The sequence below is a fragment of the Streptomyces parvus genome (assembly GCF_032121415.1).
Taxonomy (GTDB): domain Bacteria; phylum Actinomycetota; class Actinomycetes; order Streptomycetales; family Streptomycetaceae; genus Streptomyces; species Streptomyces globisporus_A.
In genome coordinates this window covers 906,360-926,047 of sequence record NZ_CP135079.1, presented here as the reverse complement: position 1 = coordinate 926,047, position 19,688 = coordinate 906,360, and the positions used below count along the sequence as shown (strand labels likewise).

Below are 19,688 nucleotides of genomic sequence, written 5' to 3'. Positions count from 1 at the left end.
CACACATGGGCATGAGCGTGACCATCTCGGCGGCGACGGCACAGGACGTCGAGCAGATCTTCAGACTTCAGTACCTCTGCTTCCAGCGCGAGGCGGAGCTGTACGACAACTACCGGATCGACCCGCTCGTCCAGACCCTCGACTCACTGCGGGCCGAAGTCTCCGACGACCTGGTGTTCGTGGCCCGGCTGGGGGACGAAGTCGTCGGCTCGGTCCGAGGATTCACCGACCCCGACGGCACGGGCCTGATCGGGAAGCTCTGCGTCCACCCCCGGCTCCAGGGCCACGGCCTCGGCGCCCGGCTGCTGCTGGCCGCCGAATCGGCCCTGACCGCCGAGCGGGCGGCGACCCGTTTCCGGCTGCGCAGCGGCCACCGCAGCGAGAGCAATCTGCGGCTCTACCGGAAGGCCGGATACGCCCAGGTCGGGGCAGTCACCGGAGCCGACGGCGTACAGCTGATCCTGCTGGAGAAGGACGCCGCCGACCGGGAGTTCGTGGCCAGCGCCTGACGGGGCGCCGCGCGAGGTCGGGCGGACGGGGCCGGTCGGAGCGGCAGGCCTCAGACCGCTGCGGTCTTCGCGCGGCGCAGCCAGATCATCCCGGTGACCGGCAGGATCACCGGGATGAAGAGGTAGCCCATCCCGAAGTCCGACCACACCGTCGCGTCCGGGAACGCGGCCGGCTCGGCCAGCGTCCACGCACCGACGGCCAGGACGCCCAGCAGCTCCGCCGCGCAGCACACCAGCGCCGCCCTGCGGGCCTTCTCCCCGCCGCGCACCAGCGAGTACGTGATGAAGCCGTACACCACGGCCGCGACGGCCGAGAGCACGTACGCCAGCGGCGCCCGGTCGAAGTCCATGATCATCTGAACGATCGAGCGCGAGGCCGCCGCGACCGTGAAAACCCCGTAGAACCAGACCAGGACCCGGCCGGGGCCGGTGCCGAGTTCGAAGGCCGGCTTCGGAGCCGTTGCCACCTCGGGGCGGTCGGTGTCGCTCACGTCAGTTTCCCCAGATGTCATAGAGCCGGACCTCCAGAACCGCCAGCACGACCGCGCCCGCCGCCACCGTGACCGAGCCCCAGCGGGTCCGCTCGGTCAGCGACAGGAATCCGGCCGCGGGCACCGCGGCGAACGAACCGACAAGATAGGCGATGAACACCGCCATGCCCTGCTCCGGCCGCTCCCCGCGTGCCAGCTGTACGACGCCCACCACCAACTGGGCCAGTGCCAGCACGGAGACGACCGCCATCCCGATGAAATGCCAGTCCTTCGTCGGCTGGTCCCGGTAGGCGGCATGTCCGCACCAGGCGGCGAGGGCGAGCGCGGTCACGGCGACCGCGACCGTCAGGGCGTCAAGCATGAGTCGAGGGTATTACGGACGGAGCGCCCGCCCGCCTGCGGCCCCGGCCACCGCGCGGGCGGTTGCCGCCCCGGCCGCGCGAGGGTGGCCTTGAACACAACCGGCGGCCAAGGTTCCGCTCCCCGAGGGGTCGGTTGCCGCCGGACGCACCCCCGGATCATGCCCGTCATTGCAGGTCACAGCCGTATCCGCAGCGCCGGGCGGCCGAACCGGAAGGCGAGCGTCCGGCCATCCAGCACTGTCCGCTATGCGGACAGTCGGGATCACGGCGACCTCACGTCTGTTTTACTTGGGCCCATGACCACGACGAGCAGCCGCACCCTTGCGACCGAGGCGATCAGCACGCCCGGTGCTCGTTGTATGTGTCGAATGCGCGCCTTCTGAGGGCCCCCGCCTGAGCCTCGCGCCCCGAAGCGAGACCGAGCCTGTGCCGTTCGCAGTCCACGGAACGAGCCCGCCCGCGCATGTGCTGCCCCCGGCCGATCGCCGCCCGAAGCCATGCCGAGACGTGACCCGGCCCACCAGCCCGAACAGTCTCCTCGACGAATGCCCCGTGCCCGGCGGACACCGCGCCGCGCACTCGACAGTGACGGAAACCCCCTGTGATCACCACGACGGGCCTCACGAAGGTCTACCAGTCGCGCGACCGTGAGGTCACCGCACTCGACGGCGTCGACCTGCACGTCCGCGAAGGCGAGGTGTACGGCGTCATCGGACAGAGCGGCGCCGGCAAGTCCTCCCTCATCCGCTGCGTCAACCTCCTGGAACGCCCCACCTCCGGCACCGTGACGGTGGCCGGCCAGGACCTCACCGCCCTCGCCGGCCGCGGCCGGCGGGCGAGCGCCGAGCTGCGCCGGGCGCGCACCCGCATCGGCATGGTCTTCCAGCACTTCAACCTGCTGGGCTCCCGCACCGTCCTGGACAACGTGGAACTGCCGCTGGAGATCCTCGGCGTCTCCGGCCAGGCGCGCACCCGCAAGGCCAGGGAACTGCTCGACCTGGTCGGCCTCGCCGACAAGGCGAAGTCCTACCCCGGACAGCTCTCCGGCGGCCAGAAGCAGCGCGTGGGCATAGCCCGCGCCCTCGCGGGCGACCCCCAGGTGCTGCTCTCCGACGAGGCGACCTCCGCGCTCGACCCCGAGACCACCCGCTCCATCCTCCAACTGCTGCGCGACCTCAACCAGCAGCTCGGCCTCACGGTCCTGCTCATCACCCACGAGATGGACGTCGTCAAGACCGTCTGCGACTCCGCGGCGCTCATGCGGCGCGGCAGGATCGTCGAGTCCGGGACCGTCGGCGAGCTCCTCGCCACCCCCGGCTCCGAACTGGCCCAGGAGCTGTTCCCGGTCGGCGGGAGCGCCTCCGGCCCGGACCGCACGGTCGTCGACGTGACCTTCCAGGGGGAGTCGGCCTCCCGGCCGGTCATCTCCCAGCTCTCGCGGACGTACAACATCGACATCTCGATCCTCGGCGCCGCGATGGACACCGTCGGCGGCAAGCAGATCGGCCGGATGCGCATCGAACTGCCCGGCCGGTTCGAGGAGAACGTCGTCCCCATCGGCTTCCTGCGCGAGCAGGGCCTCCAGGCCGAGGTCGTCGACGGCGAGCCCGCCGCGACCGCCGCCCCCCTCGTACCGGAGCAGACGCCCGCGGCGATCACCAAGGAGGTCGTCAAGTGACCTGGTCCGAAATGCAGCCCCTGCTGACCCAGGGCACCCTCGACACCCTCTACATGGTGCTGTGGTCCGCCCTGGTCACCGTCGTCGGCGGACTGCCGCTCGGCGTCCTGCTGGTCCTCACCGACAAGGGCGGACTGCTCCAGAACACCGTGGTGAACAAGGTCATCGGCGTGATCGTGAACATCGGCCGCTCGCTGCCGTTCATCATCCTGCTGATCGCCCTGATCCCCTTCACCACCTGGGTCGTCGGCACCTTCATCGGCCCCACCGCGATGATCGTGCCCCTCGCCGTCGGCGCCATCCCGTTCTTCGCCCGGCTCGTCGAGACGGCGATCCGCGAGGTCGACCACGGGCTCGTCGAAGCGGTCCAGTCGATGGGCGGTTCCATCCCCACGATCGTCCGCAAGGTGCTCCTCCCGCAGGCCCTGCCCTCGCTCGTCTCGGGCGTCACCACCACCCTCATCGTGCTCATCGGCTACTCCGCGATGGCCGGCGCGGTCGGCGGCGAAGGGCTCGGCTCCAAGGCCGTCACCTACGGATTCCAGCGCTTCGACAACCAGTTCATGCTGATCACCGTCGCGCTGCTGATCGTCATCGTCACCGTGATCCAGCTGATCGGCGACCTCACCGTCCGGCTGCTGGCCCGCCGAGGCCGCACCGCCTCCTAGGGGGCGTCCGGCCGGCCAGGGCCCCAGAACTTTCCGCCCCACCGAGCCCGAACTCCTTGTCCGGGCGCACCACCACAAGAAAGAGGCACTCTTCGTGCGCAAGAACATCAAGGTCACCGCAGCTGCCGCCGCCACCGCCGCGCTCGCCGTCGGCCTCAGCGCCTGCGGTGCGTCCTCCGACCCGGCGTCCAAGAGCGAGACCGGCGCGAACGCCGACCCCTCCAAGGCCCTCGTCGTCGCCGCGTCCCCGACACCGCACGCCGACATCCTGAACTTCGTCAAGAAGAACCTGGCGGACAAGGAGGGCCTCAAGCTGGAGGTCAAGGAGTTCACGGACTACGTCCTGCCGAACACCGCCACCCAGAACGGCCAGGTCGACGCCAACTTCTTCCAGCACAAGCCCTACCTGGACGACTTCAACGCCAAGCAGAAGACCACCATCGTGCCGGTGGCCGACGTCCACCTGGAGCCGCTCGGCCTCTACTCCAACAAGGCCGAGGACCTCAAGGACATCAAGGCCGGCCAGACCATAGCCGTCCCCAACGACACCACCAACGGCGGCCGCGCCCTCCAGCTGCTCGCCGAGAACGGCCTCATCACCCTCAAGGACGGCGTCGGCACCAGCGCCAAGCTGAGCGACATCACCGACAAGAAGGGCCTGGAGTTCAAGGAGCTGGAGGCCGCCACCGTGCCCCGCGCCCTGAACGACGTGGACGCCGCCGTCATCAACGGCAACTACGCCATCGAGGCCAAGCTGAAGCCCGGCAAGGACTCCATCGCCCTGGAGAAGGCCGAGGGCAACCCGTACGCCAACTTCCTGGCGGTCAAGAAGGGCAACGAGAAGGACCCGCGCGTCGAGAAGCTCGCGAAGCTCCTCAACTCCGACGAGGTCAAGAAGTTCATCGAGGACACCTACCAGGGATCGATCATCCCGGCCTTCGGCGCCCCCGCCAAGTCCTGACATCCGCCCGGCACTTGCCGACGGAGCCCCGCACCTCCCACCCCGGAGGTGCGGGGCTCCGTGGTGCCGACCCGCCCATGCACAAGGCGGACCCGATGCTGCATGCTGTGCTTTTACCCGGTCTTCGGCATGGAGCTGCGCATGACTACCACCCTTCCGTCCATCTCCATCAGCACGGACAGGTTGGTGATGCGCCCCTTCGAGATGGCCGACATCCCCGCGTACATCGAGATGATGAACGACGAGGCGGTCGTCGCGTGGATGGACGGACCCAACCCGTACACCCAGGTCGACGCCGAACGCTGGGTCCGCAGGATCGCCCCGGCGGAACGCACCGGCGGCCAGGGCATCGCGCTCGCCGTCACCGAATTCCTCACCCAGCGGCTCGTCGGCAGCGTCCGCCTCCTCAACACGGACTGGCGCACCCGCTCCACCGAGGTCCGCTACATCACCGCTCCCTGGGCCCGCGGCGAGGGGTACGCCACCGAATCCGTGCTCGCCATAGCCGAATGGCTCTTCCGCGACCAGGGCTTCGAGCGCATGGAGCTGCGCACCCCCGCCGACAACACCGCCTCCCAGCAGGTCGCCCAGAAGCTCGGCTGCATCAGCGAGGGCGTCCTGCGCAACGCCCGGATCGCCCGCACCCGGACCGAGAACGGCACCGACGGCGGCTGGACCGACATCCGCACCGACCTGATCGTCTGGGGACTCCTCCCCGAGGACCTCGAAGGGGTCGCCGAACAGCTCGCGGACGCCGGCGGCTACGGCACGTACAACGACTGGAAGTAGCGCCCGAGGCCACCCGCGGGCCCGAGGCCCGGACCAGGTACTCTCACCCCTGCCCGGCACCGTACGGGAAACGCCCCGCACCGCACGGGTGAACGCCCACCCCTCCGACACCCCAGGAGACAGACGACGATGGCCGACCGGGTCACGGTGATCGGCTGGGACGGCTCGCCACTGACCAGAGCGGCCACGGCCGCGCTCTCGGCCGCCACGCTCGTCGCCGGCGCCGCACACCACCTCGCCCTGCCGGAAGTGCCGCCGAACGCCGAACGCATCCGGCTCGGCAGCGTCGACCGCGCCGCCCGCAGGATCGCCGGACACCGCGGCAGCGCCGTCGTGCTCGCCGACGGCGACCCCGGCTTCTTCGGCGTCGTCCGCACCCTGCGCGCCCGCGAACACGGCCTGGAGGTCGAGGTCGTCCCCGCCGTCTCCTCCGTGGCCACCGCCTTCGCCCGGGCCGGCATGCCCTGGGACGACGCCCAGATCGTCGTCGCCCACCCCCGCAACCTGCGCCGCGCGGTCAACGTCTGCCGGGCCCACCACAAGGTCGCCGTCCTCACCTCACCGGGCGCGGGCCCCGCCGAACTGGCCCTCCTCCTCGACGGCGTCCACCGCACCTTCGTCATCTGCGAGGAGCTGGGCACCGACCGCGAACGCGTCACCGTCCTCACCTCCGACAAGGCCGCCGACCACACCTGGCGCGACCCCAACGTCGTGATCGTCATCGGCAGCGGACCCGAGACCACCACGGCCGGCGCCTGGATCGCCGGCCGCCAACCCGCCTACCCCCAGGGGATACGCGGCTGGGCCCTGCCCGCCCAGGCCTACCGGGCCGCCGGGGCCGAACGCATGCAGGAGTCCGGCGAGGGGGAGTTCCCCGGGCTGCGCGCCGCCCAGCTCGCCCGCCTCGGCCCCCGCACCGGCGACCTGCTGTGGGACATCGGCTCCGGCAGCGGCGCCCTCGCCGTCGAGGCGGCCCGCTTCGGCGCCGCGGTCCTCGCCGTCGACGCCGACCCGGCCGCCTGCGCCCGCACCGAGGCCGCCGCCCGCGCCTTCGGCGTCCCCGTCCAGGTCGTACGCGGCAGCGCCCCGCATATCCTCGAACGGCTGCCCGAACCCGACGTGGTACGGATCGGCGGCGGCGGAGTCCCGGTGGCCCGGGCCGTCATCGACCGGCGGCCGGAACGCATCGTCACGCACGCCTCCAACCGGGACGAGGCCGAGGCGCTCGGCGCGGCCCTCACCGGCAACGGCTATACCGTCGAGTGCTCGCTGCTCCAGTCCGTCGACCTGGACACCGAGGTGTGGACCGAGCGGGAGAGGTCCGTCGTGTTCCTTCTCTCCGCAGGGCGTTCGGACCTCGCCCCCTGATCCCTTGCGCCCGGTACGCGAGGTAGGCTGGCCGATTGTTGTACCGCGCCCGGACGTTCGTCACTTCGTTCGTCAATGTCCGGAAAAGTGGACTGTTTTGGTCCGCACTGTGGTACGGCACAACCCGGGGGACGCGCAACGTGGCGCAGTCCACAGTGAGCCGTGGCAGAACTGCCTGTCGCGGCGGCGATCGGCCGCGAGAATAGGAAGCCCCGCGGGCGTTTCGTGCCGCGCGGCGAGCCCGCTCGTTCTTGATGACGAGCACCGGCGTGCCGTGGTTCGGCGTCCCGGGCGAAGGGCCGAAGGAGCACTGACGATGGGCGAGGGGTACGCATGACTGACACCGGCCAGATCCCGGGCGAGGGACTGCCGGAGAACGCAGGCATGGTGGAGCAGCCGGGCATCCCCGCCCCGGACGCGCACACCTTCCTCGACCCCTCCGAGCACACCCCCGAGGACGACGACCTTCTGCTGATGCCGACCTCCCAGGGCGCCTGGAGCGACCCGCAGGCCGCCCCCGCCCCCGCGCACGGCCAGCCCCTCGCGCAGACCGCGGCGCCGCAGCCGCCCGTGGCCGAACACGGGCCGGCGCAGCCCCAGCCCCAGGTTCCCGTGCAGCAGGTCCAGGCGGCCCCCGCCGTGGAGACGCACAGCACGCACGAGTCCGGGGGCCGCGACTCCGGTTCCGTGGACCTCAACGGCGTACGCGTCCCGGCGCCCGCCCCCGCACCGGTGGGCGCGCACGCCGCGGCCCCCGCCCGCCGCCCCCTGCACCGGGGCCCGGCCGCCGCCGACCCTCCGTCGTACGGCGGCGGTACGCAGGGCGGCGTCGTACGCTCCCTGGCCGACCGGGGCCCCGCCGGGGCCACCCGGACCGCCGCGCCCGCACGCCACGCGGGCCCGCCGACGAGCGGCCCCGAGTACTTCGACATCCCGGCCGAGGACCCGTCGAACCTGCCGGGCCCGCAGCTGGGCGAGATCCCGCCGCAGGCCGGCGCCCCGTGGGGGGCACAGCCGGAGCAGCCCGTCGCGGAGCCGGTGCCCGCCGAGCAGACGGCTGCCGAGCCGGTTCAGCAGCCGGAGCAGGTCGTCGCGGAGCCGGCGCAGGCTGTCGCGGCCGAGCAGCCGGTGGTGGCCGACCAGGCCGAGGCAGTGGCCGAGCAGCCGGTTCGGACGGCTCCGCCGGTCCAGCCGACGGAGCAGGCGGCCGTGCCCGCCCCCGAGGAAGTCCTGGTGGCCCCGGTCGCCCCGGCGGCCCCGGTCGAGCAGCCGGCCCGGCCGGATCAGCTGGTGCAGTCCGCTCCCGGTGTGCAGCACGAGCCGGCCCCGCAGGCCGCCCCGGCAGAAACGGTCGTTCCCGAGCCGGTCGCGATGGCGATGCCCCCCGCAGGACCGGTCCTCGTCCCGGAGCCCGAGGCGGCACAGCCCGAGACCCCGGCCGAACCGGCGGAGGCACCCCTCCAGGCCCCGGCCGACGAGGCGACCGCACAGGAGAGGCCGGAGCCGGTGGAGCCGCTGGGGCCGCCGGAGGCCCAGCACGGAGTAGCCGTCGCCCCGGAGCCCGAGGCACAGGCCGTCCCGACGGAAGCCGTCGCCCCGGAGCCCGAGGCACAGGCCGTCTCGACGGAAGCCGTCGCCCCGGAGCCCGAGGCGCAGGCCGTCCCGACGGAAGCCGTCGCCCCGGAGCCCCAGGCCCTGGTCCAGGAACCGCCCGTCGTCGAGCCGGTGGTGGCCCGGCCCGAGTCCGTGGTGCAGCAGGAGCAGGAGCAGCCCGTCGAACCGGCCCCCGCCGCGGCAGTGGCCGAGAGCCCGGAGGCGGTGGTGGTTCCGGAGACCGCCGTGCCGGAGGAGCAGGCGGCCACGCCGCTCGCCCCCGAGCCCGTACAGCCGGAGCCCGTCGCGGAAGAGGCCGCCGAGCCGGTGACCGGGGGAGCGGTCGAAGGGAACGCACCGGAGCAGGAAGTGACCCCGGCTCCCGCCCCCGAGCCCACGGTCGAGCCCGCAGTGGCGGCGACGGAGCCCGAGGCCGCCCACGCGGTCGCGCCCGACGCCGAGGACGGCACCGGCCCGGAGGTCATCGAGACGCCGGAGCTTCTTCCGGAGCCGCAGGCGGCCGTAGCGCAGCCCGCGCAGCCGCAGGCACAGACCGGGGCGGCGCAGCAGGTGGAGACACCGCAGCCCGAGGAACAGGCGGAGGCGCTGGAGCCGGTGGAGGCCGCCGAGCAGCCGGTCACCCCGCCCGCCCCCGGTTACGACGACGCCGAGCGCGAAGCGGTGCTGCGGGTCATGCGCGAACGCCGGGACATCCGCAACGGCTTCCGCAGCGACCCGATTCCGCACGAGGTCCTGCTCCGGGTGCTGGAAGCGGCGCACACCGCGCCGAGCGTCGGCCACTCGCAGCCGTGGGACTTCGTCGTCATCCGCTCGGCGGAGACCCGCCGCTCCATGCACGAACTGGCCCAGAGCCAGCGCGACGCCTACGCCAAGTCGCTGCCCAAGGGCCGGGCGAAGCAGTTCAAGGAACTGAAGATCGAGGCGATCCTCGACACCCCGGTCAACATCGTCGTGACCGCGGACCCGACCCGCGGCGGCCGCCACACCCTGGGCCGGCACACCCAGCCGCAGATGGCCCCCTACTCCTCGGCGCTGGCCGTGGAGAACCTGTGGCTGGCGGCCCGCGCCGAGGGGCTCGGCGTCGGTTGGGTCAGCTTCTTCGACGAGCGGGAGATGGTCCGCGCGCTGGGCCTGCCCGAGCACCTGGAGGTCGTGGCCTACCTCTGCGTCGGTTACGTCGACGAGTTCCCCGAGGAGCCCGAGCTGATGCAGGCGGGCTGGTCGAAGCGCCGCCCGCTGTCGTGGGTCGTCCACGAGGAGACGTACGGCCGTCGCGCGCTGCCCGGCGCCGAGCCGCACGACCTGCTCCAGGAGACGGTCTCCGCGATCCGCCCGCTGGACGCGAAGGCGCTCGGCGAGGCGTGGGAGCGCCAGAAGCGGATGACGAAGCCCGCCGGGGCGCTCGGCATGCTGGAGATCATCTCCGCGCAGTTGTCCGGGCTCTCCCGGATGTGCCCGCCGCCGATCCCGGAGCCCGCGGCCGTCGCGATCTTCGCCGGTGACCACGGGGTGCACGCCCAGGGGGTCACCGCCTGGCCGCAGGAGGTCACCGCCCAGATGGTGGCGAACTTCCTCGGCGGCGGAGCCGTCTGCAACGCCTTCGCGGCACAGGTCGGGGCGGAGGTCTGCGTCGTGGACGTCGGCGTGGCGACGGACCTGCCCGCGACCCCCGGTCTGCTGCCCCGCAAGGTGCGCCCGGGTACGGCGGACTTCACGACGGGGCCCGCGCTCACCCGCGAAGAGGTCCTGGCCGCGATCGAGGTCGGCATCGAGACGGCCAGGGACCTGGTGGCGGCGGGCAACAAGGCGCTGCTCACCGGTGAGATGGGCATCGCGAACACCACGGCGTCGGCTGCGCTGATCTGCGTCTACACGGGGATCGACGCGGCCGAGGTGACCGGCCGGGGGACCGGCATCAACGACGAGATGCACGCCCGCAAGGTCGACGTCGTACGCCGCGCCCTCGACCTGCACCAGCCGGACCCGGCCGACCCGATCGGCGTGCTCGCGGCGGTGGGCGGCCTGGAGCACGCGGCGATGGCGGGCTTCCTCCTCGGCGGAGCCTCCCTGCGTACGCCGGTGATCCTGGACGGCGTGAGCGCGGGGGCCGCCGCCCTGGTCGCCCGCGCCATCGCCCCCGAGGCGCTGGCCGCCTGCATCGCGGGCCACCGCAGCGCGGAGCCCGGCCACGTCGCCGCGCTCAACAAACTGGGCCTGCGCCCCCTGGTCGACCTCGACCTCCGTCTCGGCGAGGGCACCGGCGCGCTGCTGGCACTCCCGATCGTGCAGAGCGCGGCACGGGCGATGCACGAGGTGGCGACGTTCGACTCGGCAGGCGTAACGGAGAAGTAGAGCACCCGACTCCGCCCCGGCCCCATTCCAGCTCCTCCGGCGCTTGAGAAACGGGGCCCGGGGCCGAGCCCCGGTTCGGGAAGGGGCGGGACAGGGGAGGAGGCCCGCCGCAGGCGCCCCCGCCCCGGGCCCCCCGTCACCCCCACCCCGTATCGTGTTCCCACCCGCACCCCCACTTTCCGCACGTCACAGCCGCTTCACCGCCGCAGCGGCACGCAACGCAGGACCCGCACGAGGAGCCGTACCGCCATGGCCGAGCACGCAGACCACGCCGACCGCTCAGGTCACGCCGACCGCGCGGGTCACACCGACCACGCCGACCACCCCGCGTACCCCGTAGGACTGCGCCTGCACGGCCGCCGCGTCGTCGTCATCGGCGGTGGACAGGTCGCCCAGCGCAGGCTGCCGCAGCTCATCGCCACCGGTGCCGTCATCACCCTGATCTCCCCCTCCGCCACGCCCTCCGTCGAGGCGATGGCGGACGCCGGGGAGATCCTCTGGGAGCGCCGCCGCTACCAGGACGGCGATCTCGCCGACACCTGGTACGCCCTCGTCGCGTCCTCCGACACCACGGCCAACGACGCCGCCTCCGCCGAGGCCGAGCGCACCCGCACCTGGTGCGTCCGGTCCGACGACGCCGAGGCCGCCACCGCCTGGACCCCGGCCACCGGCCGCATAGAGAACATCACCGTCGCCGTCCTCAACACCACCCCCCGAGGCCGCGACCCCCGGCACTCCGCCGCCCTCCGCGACGCCATCGTCGAGGGCCTGCGCGACGGCACTCTCGTCGCCCGCCACCACCGCACCCGCGCCCCCGGGGTCGCACTCGTCGGCGGCGGCCCCGGCGACCCGGACCTGATCACCGTCCGGGGCCGCCGCCTCCTCGCCGAGGCCGACGTGGTCATCGCCGACCGCCTCGGCCCCCGCGACCTGCTGGACGAACTGCCGCCGCACGTCGAGGTCATCGACGCCGCGAAGATCCCCTACGGCCGGTTCATGGCCCAGGAGGCGATCAACCAGGCGCTCATCGAGCACGCCAAGGCGGGCAAGTCGGTGGTCCGGCTCAAGGGCGGCGACCCGTTCGTCTTCGGCCGCGGCATGGAAGAGGCCCAGGCGCTGGCGGCCGAGGGCATCCCCTGCACGGTCGTCCCCGGCATCTCCAGCACCATCTCCGTCCCAGGGGCGGCCGGAATCCCGGTCACCCATCGGGGCGTCGCCCACGAGTTCACCGTGGTCAGCGGCCATGTCGCGCCCGAGGACCCGCGCTCGCTGGTCGACTGGGCGGCCATCGCCCGACTGCGCGGCACCCTCGTCCTGCTGATGGCCGTCGACAAGATCGGCGCCATCGCCGCCGCCCTGATCGCCCACGGCAAGGACCCGGCCACCCCGGTCGCCCTCGTCCAGGAGGGCACCACCGCCGCCCAGCGCCGGGTCGACGCGACCCTTGCGGACGTCGGGGAGCGTGCGGTCGCCGAGGACGTGCGCCCGCCCGCCGTGATCGTCATCGGCGACGTCGTCGCGGTCGGCCCCGACTCCGCGCCGGCCTCCGTCCAGGACACGGCCGAGTAGGCAAGAGCCCGCACCTCCGCCCCGTAACCCGCGGTTACGCGACTCCCTCCCAGGCGTTGGCCCCACACACCGGACAAGGCAGTATCACCCTGTGGCAGATCTCATCACCGTCGACGACCCCGACGACCCGCGGCTGAGCGACTACATCGGCCTGACCGACGTCGAGTTGCGACGACGCCGCGAACCCGCCGAAGGGCTCTTCATCGCCGAGGGCGAGAAAGTGATCCGCCGCGCCCGGCAGAGCGGGTACGGGATGCGCTCCATGCTGCTCTCGGCCAAGTGGGTCGACGTGATGCGCGACGTCATCGACGAGGTCCCGGCCCCGGTGTACGCGGTCGCCCCCGAGCTGGCCGAACGCGTCACCGGCTACCACGTCCACCGTGGCGCGCTCGCCTCCATGCAGCGCAAGCCGCTCCCCGCCGCCGACGAACTGCTCGCCACCGCGCGCCGGGTGGTGGTCATGGAATCGGTGAACGACCACACCAACATCGGCGCCATCTTCCGCAGCGCGGCGGCCCTGGGCATGGACGCCGTCCTGCTCTCCCCGGACTGTGCCGACCCGCTCTACCGGCGCTCCGTCAAGGTCTCCATGGGCGCGGTCTTCTCCGTCCCCTACGCCCGGCTCGAAGCCTGGCCCAAATCGCTGGAGACGGTACGGGAGGCTGGCTTCCGGCTCCTCGCCCTCACCCCCGACGCCAAGGCCACCAGCATCGACGAGGCGGCCCCGCACCGGCTGGAGCGGGTGGCGCTGATGCTCGGAGCCGAGGGCGACGGGCTGTCCACGCGGGCCCTGACGGCCGCCGACGAATGGGTCCGCATCCCGATGGCGCACGGCATCGACTCACTGAACGTGGGCGCCGCCGCCGCGGTCGCCTTCTACGCGGTGGCCACGGGACGCCCGGAGAGCTGAGCGCGGACGGCCTGGTCCGGATCGGGCGTCACCGCCTCGCGGGGACCGGGCCTCAGGGTGCAGGCGCCTGCGCCTGCGACACCCCGCCCGGCCGCTCGCTCCCGCCCAGCCCGCGCGCCGGCCCCTGGCAGCCCTGCGCCGCGGCGATGCCCAGCGCCACCAGCAACGTCACCACGACGAACACCACCAGCCGCTGACGCAGCAACCGCGGATTGGCCGGACGCCGCCCCGCCGAGGTCGTGCGGCCCCCGGAACGCGTGCCCGGGCGTCCGTTCGTACCGGCCGGAGCCCCCTGCCGCTTCCCGGTCTTCCCACCCGAACGCGTCGTGTTGCGCGACGCCTGCTGCGGGCGCGAGCCACCGGTGCGCGGCGGCCCCGAACGTACCGGCGCGCCACGCCTGCCCGGCTGGGGGCGGGAGCCGGACGGGCCCTCCGAACGACGGGTGTGCTGATCGGCGTACGGATCGGCCATCCGCCCCGTCGGCCGGTCGGCCTCCTGGGCGGAACGCTGGACGGGCGGCCGGCTCTCGTGCAGCCCCTGTGCCTCGCGCGCCGCGATCTCCTTGAGCCGCATGGACAGTTGCAGCGTGCTCGGCCGCTCCTCCGGATCCTTCGCCAGACAGGCGCTGATCAGCGGGGCCAACGCGTCGTGCACCCCGCGCAGCTGCGCCTCCTCGTGCACCACGCGGTACAGCATCACCTCGGAACTGCCGTGCCCGAACGGGGAGTCGGCCGTCGCCGCGTACGCCAGGGTCGCGCCGAGCGAGAACACGTCCGTCGCGGGCGTCACCGCCGCGCCCCGGACCTGCTCGGGCGCGAGGAACCCCGGCGACCCCACCGCCGTACCGACATGGGTGAGCGTGCTCGCCCCGGTCGCCCAGGCGATGCCGAAGTCGATGATGCGGGGGCCCTTGGGGGAGAGGAGGATGTTCGACGGCTTCAGGTCCCGGTGGACCACCCCCGCCTCGTGCACCGCCACCAGGCCCTCGGAGAGCGCCGCCCCGATCGAGGCGACCTCCGCGGCGGCCAGCGGCCCTTCCTCGGCGACCTTGTCGTGCAGCGAGGGGCCGGGCACGTACTGCGTGGCGAACCACGGGCGGTCCGCCTCCAGATCGGCCGCGACCAGCCGGGCCGTACAGCCGCCCCGGATCCGCCGCGCGGCGGACACCTCGCGCGCGAACCGCGAACGGAACTCCTGATCCTCCGCCAGGTCGGGACGGATCACCTTGAGGGCGACCCGCTGGCCGCGCCGGTCGGAGCCGAGGTAGACGACGCCCATGCCGCCCGCGCCGAGCCGCCGGTGCAGCCGGAACGAGCCGACGAGACGCGGGTCCTCGCGCCGGAGCCGCATCATCGCCATCGTCTGCCCATCCCCGCTGCCTGGTCCGCCTGACGAGGCACAGCTTACGTACCCCGCGCCCGGCGCGCTCAGAGGCCGCGCCCTCGCCGGGGTTTCGATTGTCCGTGCCGGGCGGGAGAAGGAAGAGGGGTCAGTGCGCAGGGGGCCCGGGCCCGTCGGCCGGCCGCTCGCCCCAAACGGCCACCGGGGCAGGGGGATTGGATCACCGAGGGAATGCCGGGGCGCGTCCGCCACCCAGGACGTGACCACCGCCCCCCTATACGGCCCGAGGCGTCCCCGACGGTCCCCGGCGCGGAACGGCCGCCCGCCGGGGAGCGGCGGACGTGAGTGAAGTCACCCGCGGGCGCCCTTCCGGAGCCCGCCGGCCGCACCGCCCGTGTGCGCGAGGGGGCCCGGGAGCCCCTCCGGGATGACCCCAACCTTCGGCCGTCCGTCTCCACCCAGGGGAGTACGCCGATCGACGGCCACTCATCCTCCGGGAGGCCCGGCATTCGGTACGCGGGCATGACGCCCCGTGCTCGCCGCTTACCTAATGTTGAGATCAAGCGGCGGGCGCAGCACTCGTCCCCCGAGGTCACGCCCGCCGCTTCCCGATCAGGTCAGGAGAGGAACCATGGCGGACACGGCAACGCGGACGGTGGTCCGTGCGCGGGGACGCAAGGCGTACGCCTCGTTCGGCGCCCGTCCGTCCGGCACCCGTCACCCGTTGGTGGCGACGGCGATGGTCCTTCCCCTGGCGGCCCTGCTGGTGGTCGTCTTCGGCGGCTGGGAAGCGGTGGTCACACAGGCGTCGTCCGTGGCGGTGATGCTGGGGCGCTGAGCGGCGCCCGGGGTCCGGAAGAGCGGTCCGGACCCGCACATCCGGCCAACAGCCCCGTGGGGACGGGGGTGCGGCGGACGGCAGCGTTTGTCCGGTCAGCTGGGGAGCTGACCGGACATCGCGCTGTCCGGGCCCGGACGCTTCCCGGCGGTCGGGGCCCGGGTGCTCCCCGACGGGCCGACGCCCCGCGCACCGCCGGGGCTCGGACCGTCCCGCGCGTTACGCTCACGGCGGGCCCGGTGCCACGGCCGGGCCGACCGCCGCCGGGGGAGCCGTTGACCACCACCCAGACCTCAGTAGTCCATGACCTGGGCACACTCGCGCACCGCCTCTCCCACCCCGCCCGGACGCCGTGCGTGTGCGAGCCGCCGCAGGTCCTCGCGGACCGGCCCGACGGCACGGTGGTGCGCAGTGGCGCGATCGTCGCGAAGGCCCACGCCGCGGACACCGACCGCGAGGCGCTGGCCGCCCGGATCGCCCTGGCCGCCGCCCCGCAGCTGGCCGGCATCCTGCTCCCGCCGCTCACCGCCCCGCCGCCCGCCGCACCCACCGCCCGCCCGGTCACCCTCTGGCCGCTCGGCGCGCCCGTGGACCCCACCGACCCCGGCGCAGCCCCCTGGGCCCAGGCCGCCGACCTGCTCGCCCGCCTCCACCGGACGACGCCCCCGTTCCCGCTGCCGCCGATGCGCGGCCCGGCCAAGGCGGCCCGGGCCGTCGCCCGGATGCGCGCGGCCCACCAGGCTGATGCGACCGCCCCGCTGCGTGACCCGGCCGCCCTCTCCGTACTGGCCGGCTGGCGGGCCCTGCCCGCCTGGGCGCGGGGCGAGGTCCCGGCCCCCGCGCGGAGGGCCGGGGCACTGTGCCACGGGGACCTGCACCTCGGTCAGCTCGTCCGCCACCCCGCCCCGGACGGGCCCTGGCTGCTCATCGACATGGACGACGCGGGGGTGGGCGATCCCGCCTGGGATCTCGGCCGGCCCGCCGCCTGGTTCGCGGCCGGACTCCTGGCCCCCGAGGACTGGTCCACCTTCCTGGACGCCTACCGCTCCGCCGGGGGACCGGCCCTTCCCGCCGACGGCGACCCCTGGCCCGCACTGGACGTCCCCGCCCGGGCGCTGACGGTGCAGACGGCGGCCGTCGCCCTCGCCAAGTGCGCCGCGGAGCAGCGGGATCCGGACGGGCACGAACAGCTGATGATCGAATCCTGTGCCCGAATCGCTACGTTGCCGCCCGAGTTGGCCACCGGTCCCGCGACGTAGGGTGAACGGACCGTGGCCGGGCAGACATTCCGGCGACGGCACAACGAGGGCGAGGAGCCGAGTCGATGATGCAGTGTCCGAAGTGTCACGCGCAGATGAACACGTACAACCGCAACGGTGTTCAGATCGAGCAGTGCAACGGTTGCCGGGGGATATTCCTCGACTACGGCGAGCTGGAGTCCCTGACCCGCCTGGAGTCCCAGTGGGCCCAGCAGGCTCCTCCCGCGCCCCCCGCCCCGCAGGCCTACCCGGCCGCGCCTCCCGCCGCCCACGCCCCGGCCTGGGGCGCGCCGCAGCACGGCGGGCACTACGGCCACCACCGCCAGAAGGGCTTCGGCCGGATGCTCTTCTCGTCCTGAGCCGTTTCCTGCGCGGCCCGGGCCCCGGGCCGCGCAGGGTGGGATGGACCGTACGACGAAAGAACCCCCGGTCGTGGAGACGACCGGGGGTTCTTGCTGGTGCGCGATACTGGGATTGAACCAGTGACCTCTTCCGTGTCAGGGAAGCGCTCTCCCGCTGAGCTAATCGCGCAGGTGAACCTGCGTTTACCGCGTGTGTACTGCGTGCGCGATACTGGGATTGAACCAGTGACCTCTTCCGTGTCAGGGAAGCGCTCTCCCGCTGAGCTAATCGCGCGGGGATCCTTGCGGATCAGTGGACGATACTGGGATTGAACCAGTGACCTCTTCCGTGTCAGGGAAGCGCTCTCCCGCTGAGCTAATCGTCCTTGGAGGTGGAGACGGGATTTGAACCCGTGTAGACGGCTTTGCAGGCCGTTGCCTCGCCTCTCGGCCACTCCACCAGGGGTGGGGGTTCGGGAAGAATCCCCCACCTTCTGCGAGCGGACGACCAGGTTCGAACTGGCGACCTCAACCTTGGCAAGGTTGCGCTCTACCAACTGAGCTACGTCCGCTTGTCTTTCCCGTTCCGCTTGCGCGTCCCGGCGACGTGTTGAACTCTAGCGGATTCCTGGGCCAGCACAAAAACGCGTTTGTGCAGCGTGCTGCGGCGACCCCGGGCCGGTCCTCGCCCCGACGCAGGTCACCGCGCACCGTCCTAGACTCATTCGCGTGTCCGACCTCGCCCCCTTGGCCCGTTTCGACGGCCTCATAGCCTCCGGTCTGCAGGATGTGACCCACGATCCCGCGGCGCTCGACTCGTCCGGCTTCTGGGCGGTATCCGCTGATTTCGAGGGCCGCATCGTCTGTGCCCGCTTCTCCGACGTACGCGGGGAAGCGGTGCCGCCTCCCGTGCCCGGAGCCTGGCGCGGCCCCGCGGCCGGGGACTGGACCTCCTCGCTGGACCGTGGCGCCTACACGGCGGGTGTGCGGCGGATTCGTGAACACATCGCGGCGGGCGACGTCTACCAGGCCAACCTCTGCCGGGTGCTGTCCGCACCGCTCCCCGGCGGCGGGGCCGGCGCCGACGTCGACGCCCTGACCGCCCTGCTCGCCCGCGGCAACCCCGCCCCGTACGCGGGAACGATCCGGCTGCCCGGCCACGGTGTGGAGGTCGCCACCGCTTCCCCGGAGCTCTTCCTCCGGCGCGACGGGCGGACGGTGGAGTCCGGGCCGATCAAGGGCACCGGCCGGACCGAGGACGATCTGCTGGAGAAGGACCACGCCGAGAACGTGATGATCGTGGACCTGGTCCGCAACGACCTGGGCCGGGTCTGCGCCACCGGCAGCGTGAGCGTGCCCGATCTCTGCGTGGTGGAGAAGCACCCTGGCCTCGTCCACCTCGTCTCCACCGTCCGGGGCCGGCTGGCCGACGGGGCGGGCTGGCCGGAGCTGTTCGCGGCGGCCTTCCCGCCCGGCTCTGTCACCGGCGCGCCGAAGTCCAGCGCGCTGAGGATCATCGCCGAGCTGGAACGGGGTCCGCGCGGGCCGTACTGCGGGGCGATCGGCTGGGTCGACGCCGACCGGGGCACGGCCTCGCTCGCCGTGGGCATACGGACGTTCTGGATCGACCGGACCGGGCCCGCGCCGCTGCTGCGGTTCGGCACCGGCGCCGGGATCACCTGGGGATCCGATCCGGAGCGCGAATGGGACGAGACCGAGCTCAAGGCTTCCCGGCTGCTCGCTGTAGCGTCGGGCGCGTATCCGGAGACAGGAAGGACCGCATGATGAGGATCTGGGTCAACGGCGGACTGCGGGACGCCGACGACGCCCGGCTTTCGGTGCTCGACCACGGACTGACCGTGGGCGACGGCATCTTCGAGACGGTGCGTATGAGCGAGGGGCGCCCCTTCGCGCTGACCCGGCACCTCGACCGCCTCACCGGGTCCGCCCGGGGCCTCGGCCTGGCCGACCCGGACCACGACGAGGTCCGGCACGCCGTCGCCGCGGTCATCGAGGCCAACCCCGTCGCCCTGGGGCGCCTGCGGATCACTTGCACCGGCGGGCTGTCCCCGCTCGGCTCGGACCGGGGCGACCACGGGACGAGCCTCGTCGTCGCCCTCGACGCGGTGAGCCGCCGCCCGGACAGCACCGCGGTGATCACCGTCCCCTGGACCCGCAACGAACGCGGCGCGCTCGCGGGCCTGAAGACCACCTCGTACGCGGAGAACGTCGTCGCCCTGGCCCGGGCGCGGGAGAGGGGCGCGTCCGAGGCGCTGTTCCCCAACACCGCCGACCGGCTCTGCGAAGGCACCGGCTCCAATGTGTTCGTCGTCCTGAGCGGCCGCATCCACACCCCGCCGGTCGCCTCAGGCTGCCTCGCCGGGATCACCCGGGCGCTGACCGTGGAGTGGACGGGGGCCGAGGAGACCGACCTGCCGATGGACGTCCTCGCCGAGGCCGACGAGGTGTTCCTGACCTCGACCCTCCGCGACATCCAGGCGGTGCACCGGGTCGACGACCGGGAGCTGGCGCCGGAGATCGGGCCGGTGACGGCGAAGGCCATGCGGATCTTCGCCGAGCGGGCCGGCGACGACCTCGACCCGTAAAGCGCGTGACGTGGTGCCGTCCAGGGGATAC

The 19,688-nt window shown here is 73.0% G+C and carries 17 protein-coding genes and 5 tRNA genes; 14 read left to right on the top strand and 8 right to left on the bottom strand.

Annotation, left to right across the window (positions count from 1 at the left end; genetic code table 11):
- Nucleotides 1-5 precede the first annotated feature (5 nt).
- The gene (locus RNL97_RS05220; RefSeq protein WP_030589742.1) at nt 6-509 is read left to right on the top strand and encodes a GNAT family N-acetyltransferase; all 504 of its coding nucleotides are present in this window, start codon (nt 6-8) and stop codon (nt 507-509) included.
- A 50-nt stretch (nt 510-559) separates the two neighbouring features.
- Here RNL97_RS05220 and RNL97_RS05215 read toward each other — a convergent pair whose 3' ends face one another.
- Both RNL97_RS05215 and RNL97_RS05210 read right to left on the bottom strand, forming a co-directional pair.
- A complete protein-coding gene (locus RNL97_RS05215) occupies nt 560-1,000 on the bottom strand; it encodes a hypothetical protein (RefSeq protein WP_030589740.1) in 441 nt (146 codons plus the stop codon).
- Between the two features lies 1 nt (nt 1,001).
- Nucleotides 1,002-1,361 (bottom strand): hypothetical protein, encoded by a 360-nt coding sequence (locus RNL97_RS05210; RefSeq protein WP_030589738.1) that lies wholly within the window; start codon nt 1,359-1,361, stop codon nt 1,002-1,004.
- 602 nt (nt 1,362-1,963) lie between these two features.
- Between RNL97_RS05210 and RNL97_RS05205 the strand changes: the two genes are divergently transcribed.
- The 8 genes from RNL97_RS05205 (at nt 1,964) to RNL97_RS05170 (ending at nt 13,271) form a co-directional block, all read left to right on the top strand.
- Nucleotides 1,964-3,040: a methionine ABC transporter ATP-binding protein gene (locus RNL97_RS05205; RefSeq protein ID WP_243313497.1), complete on the top strand. Its 1,077-nt coding sequence runs from the start codon at nt 1,964-1,966 to the stop codon at nt 3,038-3,040.
- Nucleotides 3,037-3,708 (top strand): methionine ABC transporter permease, encoded by a 672-nt coding sequence (locus tag RNL97_RS05200; RefSeq protein WP_030589734.1) that lies wholly within the window; start codon nt 3,037-3,039, stop codon nt 3,706-3,708. Before RNL97_RS05205 ends, RNL97_RS05200 begins: the two co-directional genes overlap by 4 nt.
- 94 nt (nt 3,709-3,802) lie before the next feature.
- Nucleotides 3,803-4,669 carry a MetQ/NlpA family ABC transporter substrate-binding protein gene (locus tag RNL97_RS05195; RefSeq protein WP_313750425.1) on the top strand — a complete coding sequence of 289 codons (867 nt, stop codon included), beginning with the start codon at nt 3,803-3,805 and terminating at the stop codon, nt 4,667-4,669.
- Nucleotides 4,670-4,771: 102 nt separating this feature from the next.
- Entirely contained in the window at nt 4,772-5,458 is a 687-nt protein-coding gene (locus RNL97_RS05190) for a GNAT family N-acetyltransferase (protein ID WP_313750424.1), read from the top strand.
- A 129-nt stretch (nt 5,459-5,587) separates the two neighbouring features.
- On the top strand, nt 5,588-6,826 hold the full coding sequence (gene cbiE, locus RNL97_RS05185) for a precorrin-6y C5,15-methyltransferase (decarboxylating) subunit CbiE (protein WP_313750423.1): 1,239 nt from the start codon (nt 5,588-5,590) through the stop codon (nt 6,824-6,826).
- Nucleotides 6,827-7,159: 333 nt separating this feature from the next.
- Entirely contained in the window at nt 7,160-10,792 is a 3,633-nt protein-coding gene (gene cobT / locus RNL97_RS05180; protein ID WP_313750422.1) for a nicotinate-nucleotide--dimethylbenzimidazole phosphoribosyltransferase, read from the top strand.
- A 249-nt stretch (nt 10,793-11,041) separates the two neighbouring features.
- Complete coding sequence (cobA, locus tag RNL97_RS05175) at nt 11,042-12,361, top strand: uroporphyrinogen-III C-methyltransferase (protein WP_030589725.1); 1,320 nt, start codon at nt 11,042-11,044, stop codon at nt 12,359-12,361.
- 91 nt (nt 12,362-12,452) lie between these two features.
- The gene (locus tag RNL97_RS05170) at nt 12,453-13,271 is read left to right on the top strand and encodes a TrmH family RNA methyltransferase (RefSeq protein ID WP_243313494.1); all 819 of its coding nucleotides are present in this window, start codon (nt 12,453-12,455) and stop codon (nt 13,269-13,271) included.
- Nucleotides 13,272-13,323: 52 nt separating this feature from the next.
- On the opposite strand, the gene RNL97_RS05165 is transcribed toward RNL97_RS05170, so the two are convergent.
- Entirely contained in the window at nt 13,324-14,631 is a 1,308-nt protein-coding gene (locus RNL97_RS05165; protein ID WP_030589719.1) for a serine/threonine protein kinase, read from the bottom strand.
- Nucleotides 14,632-15,244: 613 nt separating this feature from the next.
- Here RNL97_RS05165 and RNL97_RS05160 point away from each other — a divergent pair.
- The 3 genes from RNL97_RS05160 (at nt 15,245) to RNL97_RS05150 (ending at nt 17,069) form a co-directional block, all read left to right on the top strand.
- Nucleotides 15,245-15,451 (top strand): hypothetical protein, encoded by a 207-nt coding sequence (locus RNL97_RS05160; protein WP_243313491.1) that lies wholly within the window; start codon nt 15,245-15,247, stop codon nt 15,449-15,451.
- Between the two features lie 275 nt (nt 15,452-15,726).
- The gene (locus RNL97_RS05155; RefSeq protein ID WP_313750421.1) at nt 15,727-16,710 is read left to right on the top strand and encodes a phosphotransferase family protein; all 984 of its coding nucleotides are present in this window, start codon (nt 15,727-15,729) and stop codon (nt 16,708-16,710) included.
- A gap of 65 nt (nt 16,711-16,775) precedes the next feature.
- Complete coding sequence (locus RNL97_RS05150; protein ID WP_030589712.1) at nt 16,776-17,069, top strand: TFIIB-type zinc ribbon-containing protein; 294 nt, start codon at nt 16,776-16,778, stop codon at nt 17,067-17,069.
- A 97-nt stretch (nt 17,070-17,166) separates the two neighbouring features.
- On the opposite strand, the gene RNL97_RS05145 is transcribed toward RNL97_RS05150, so the two are convergent.
- From RNL97_RS05145 to RNL97_RS05125, 5 genes are all read right to left on the bottom strand, one after another.
- A tRNA-Val gene (locus tag RNL97_RS05145) sits at nt 17,167-17,241 on the bottom strand.
- A gap of 33 nt (nt 17,242-17,274) precedes the next feature.
- Nucleotides 17,275-17,346: transfer RNA gene (locus RNL97_RS05140), tRNA-Val, on the bottom strand.
- Between the two features lie 19 nt (nt 17,347-17,365).
- A tRNA-Val gene (locus tag RNL97_RS05135) sits at nt 17,366-17,437 on the bottom strand.
- 1 nt (nt 17,438) lies between these two features.
- A tRNA-Cys gene (locus tag RNL97_RS05130) sits at nt 17,439-17,512 on the bottom strand.
- 38 nt (nt 17,513-17,550) lie between these two features.
- Nucleotides 17,551-17,623 (bottom strand) — tRNA-Gly (locus RNL97_RS05125).
- A 157-nt stretch (nt 17,624-17,780) separates the two neighbouring features.
- Here RNL97_RS05125 and RNL97_RS05120 point away from each other — a divergent pair.
- Together RNL97_RS05120 and RNL97_RS05115 are read left to right on the top strand one after the other, a co-directional pair.
- Nucleotides 17,781-18,836, top strand: coding sequence for a chorismate-binding protein (locus RNL97_RS05120; protein ID WP_030589710.1), 1,056 nt, complete (start codon nt 17,781-17,783; stop codon nt 18,834-18,836).
- Nucleotides 18,836-19,657 (top strand): aminotransferase class IV, encoded by an 822-nt coding sequence (locus RNL97_RS05115; protein ID WP_030589708.1) that lies wholly within the window; start codon nt 18,836-18,838, stop codon nt 19,655-19,657. Before RNL97_RS05120 ends, RNL97_RS05115 begins: the two co-directional genes overlap by 1 nt.
- Nucleotides 19,658-19,688: the final 31 nt, after the last annotated feature.

Excerpts from the sequence above, each read along its gene's own strand:
- RNL97_RS05220 (WP_030589742.1), top strand. The coding sequence starts at position 6 with ATGGGCATGAGCGTGACCATCTCGGCGGCGACGGCACAGGACGTCGAG.
- RNL97_RS05190 (WP_313750424.1), top strand. The coding sequence starts at position 4,772 with ATGCTGTGCTTTTACCCGGTCTTCGGCATGGAGCTGCGCATGACTACC.
- RNL97_RS05115 (WP_030589708.1), top strand. The coding sequence starts at position 18,836 with ATGAGGATCTGGGTCAACGGCGGACTGCGGGACGCCGACGACGCCCGG.
- RNL97_RS05210 (WP_030589738.1), bottom strand. The coding sequence starts at position 1,361 with ATGCTTGACGCCCTGACGGTCGCGGTCGCCGTGACCGCGCTCGCCCTC.
- cobT (WP_313750422.1), top strand. The coding sequence starts at position 7,160 with ATGACTGACACCGGCCAGATCCCGGGCGAGGGACTGCCGGAGAACGCA.
- cobA (WP_030589725.1), top strand. The coding sequence starts at position 11,042 with ATGGCCGAGCACGCAGACCACGCCGACCGCTCAGGTCACGCCGACCGC.
- cbiE (WP_313750423.1), top strand. The coding sequence starts at position 5,588 with ATGGCCGACCGGGTCACGGTGATCGGCTGGGACGGCTCGCCACTGACC.
- RNL97_RS05150 (WP_030589712.1), top strand. The coding sequence starts at position 16,776 with ATGATGCAGTGTCCGAAGTGTCACGCGCAGATGAACACGTACAACCGC.
- RNL97_RS05160 (WP_243313491.1), top strand. The coding sequence starts at position 15,245 with ATGGCGGACACGGCAACGCGGACGGTGGTCCGTGCGCGGGGACGCAAG.
- RNL97_RS05165 (WP_030589719.1), bottom strand. The coding sequence starts at position 14,631 with ATGGCGATGATGCGGCTCCGGCGCGAGGACCCGCGTCTCGTCGGCTCG.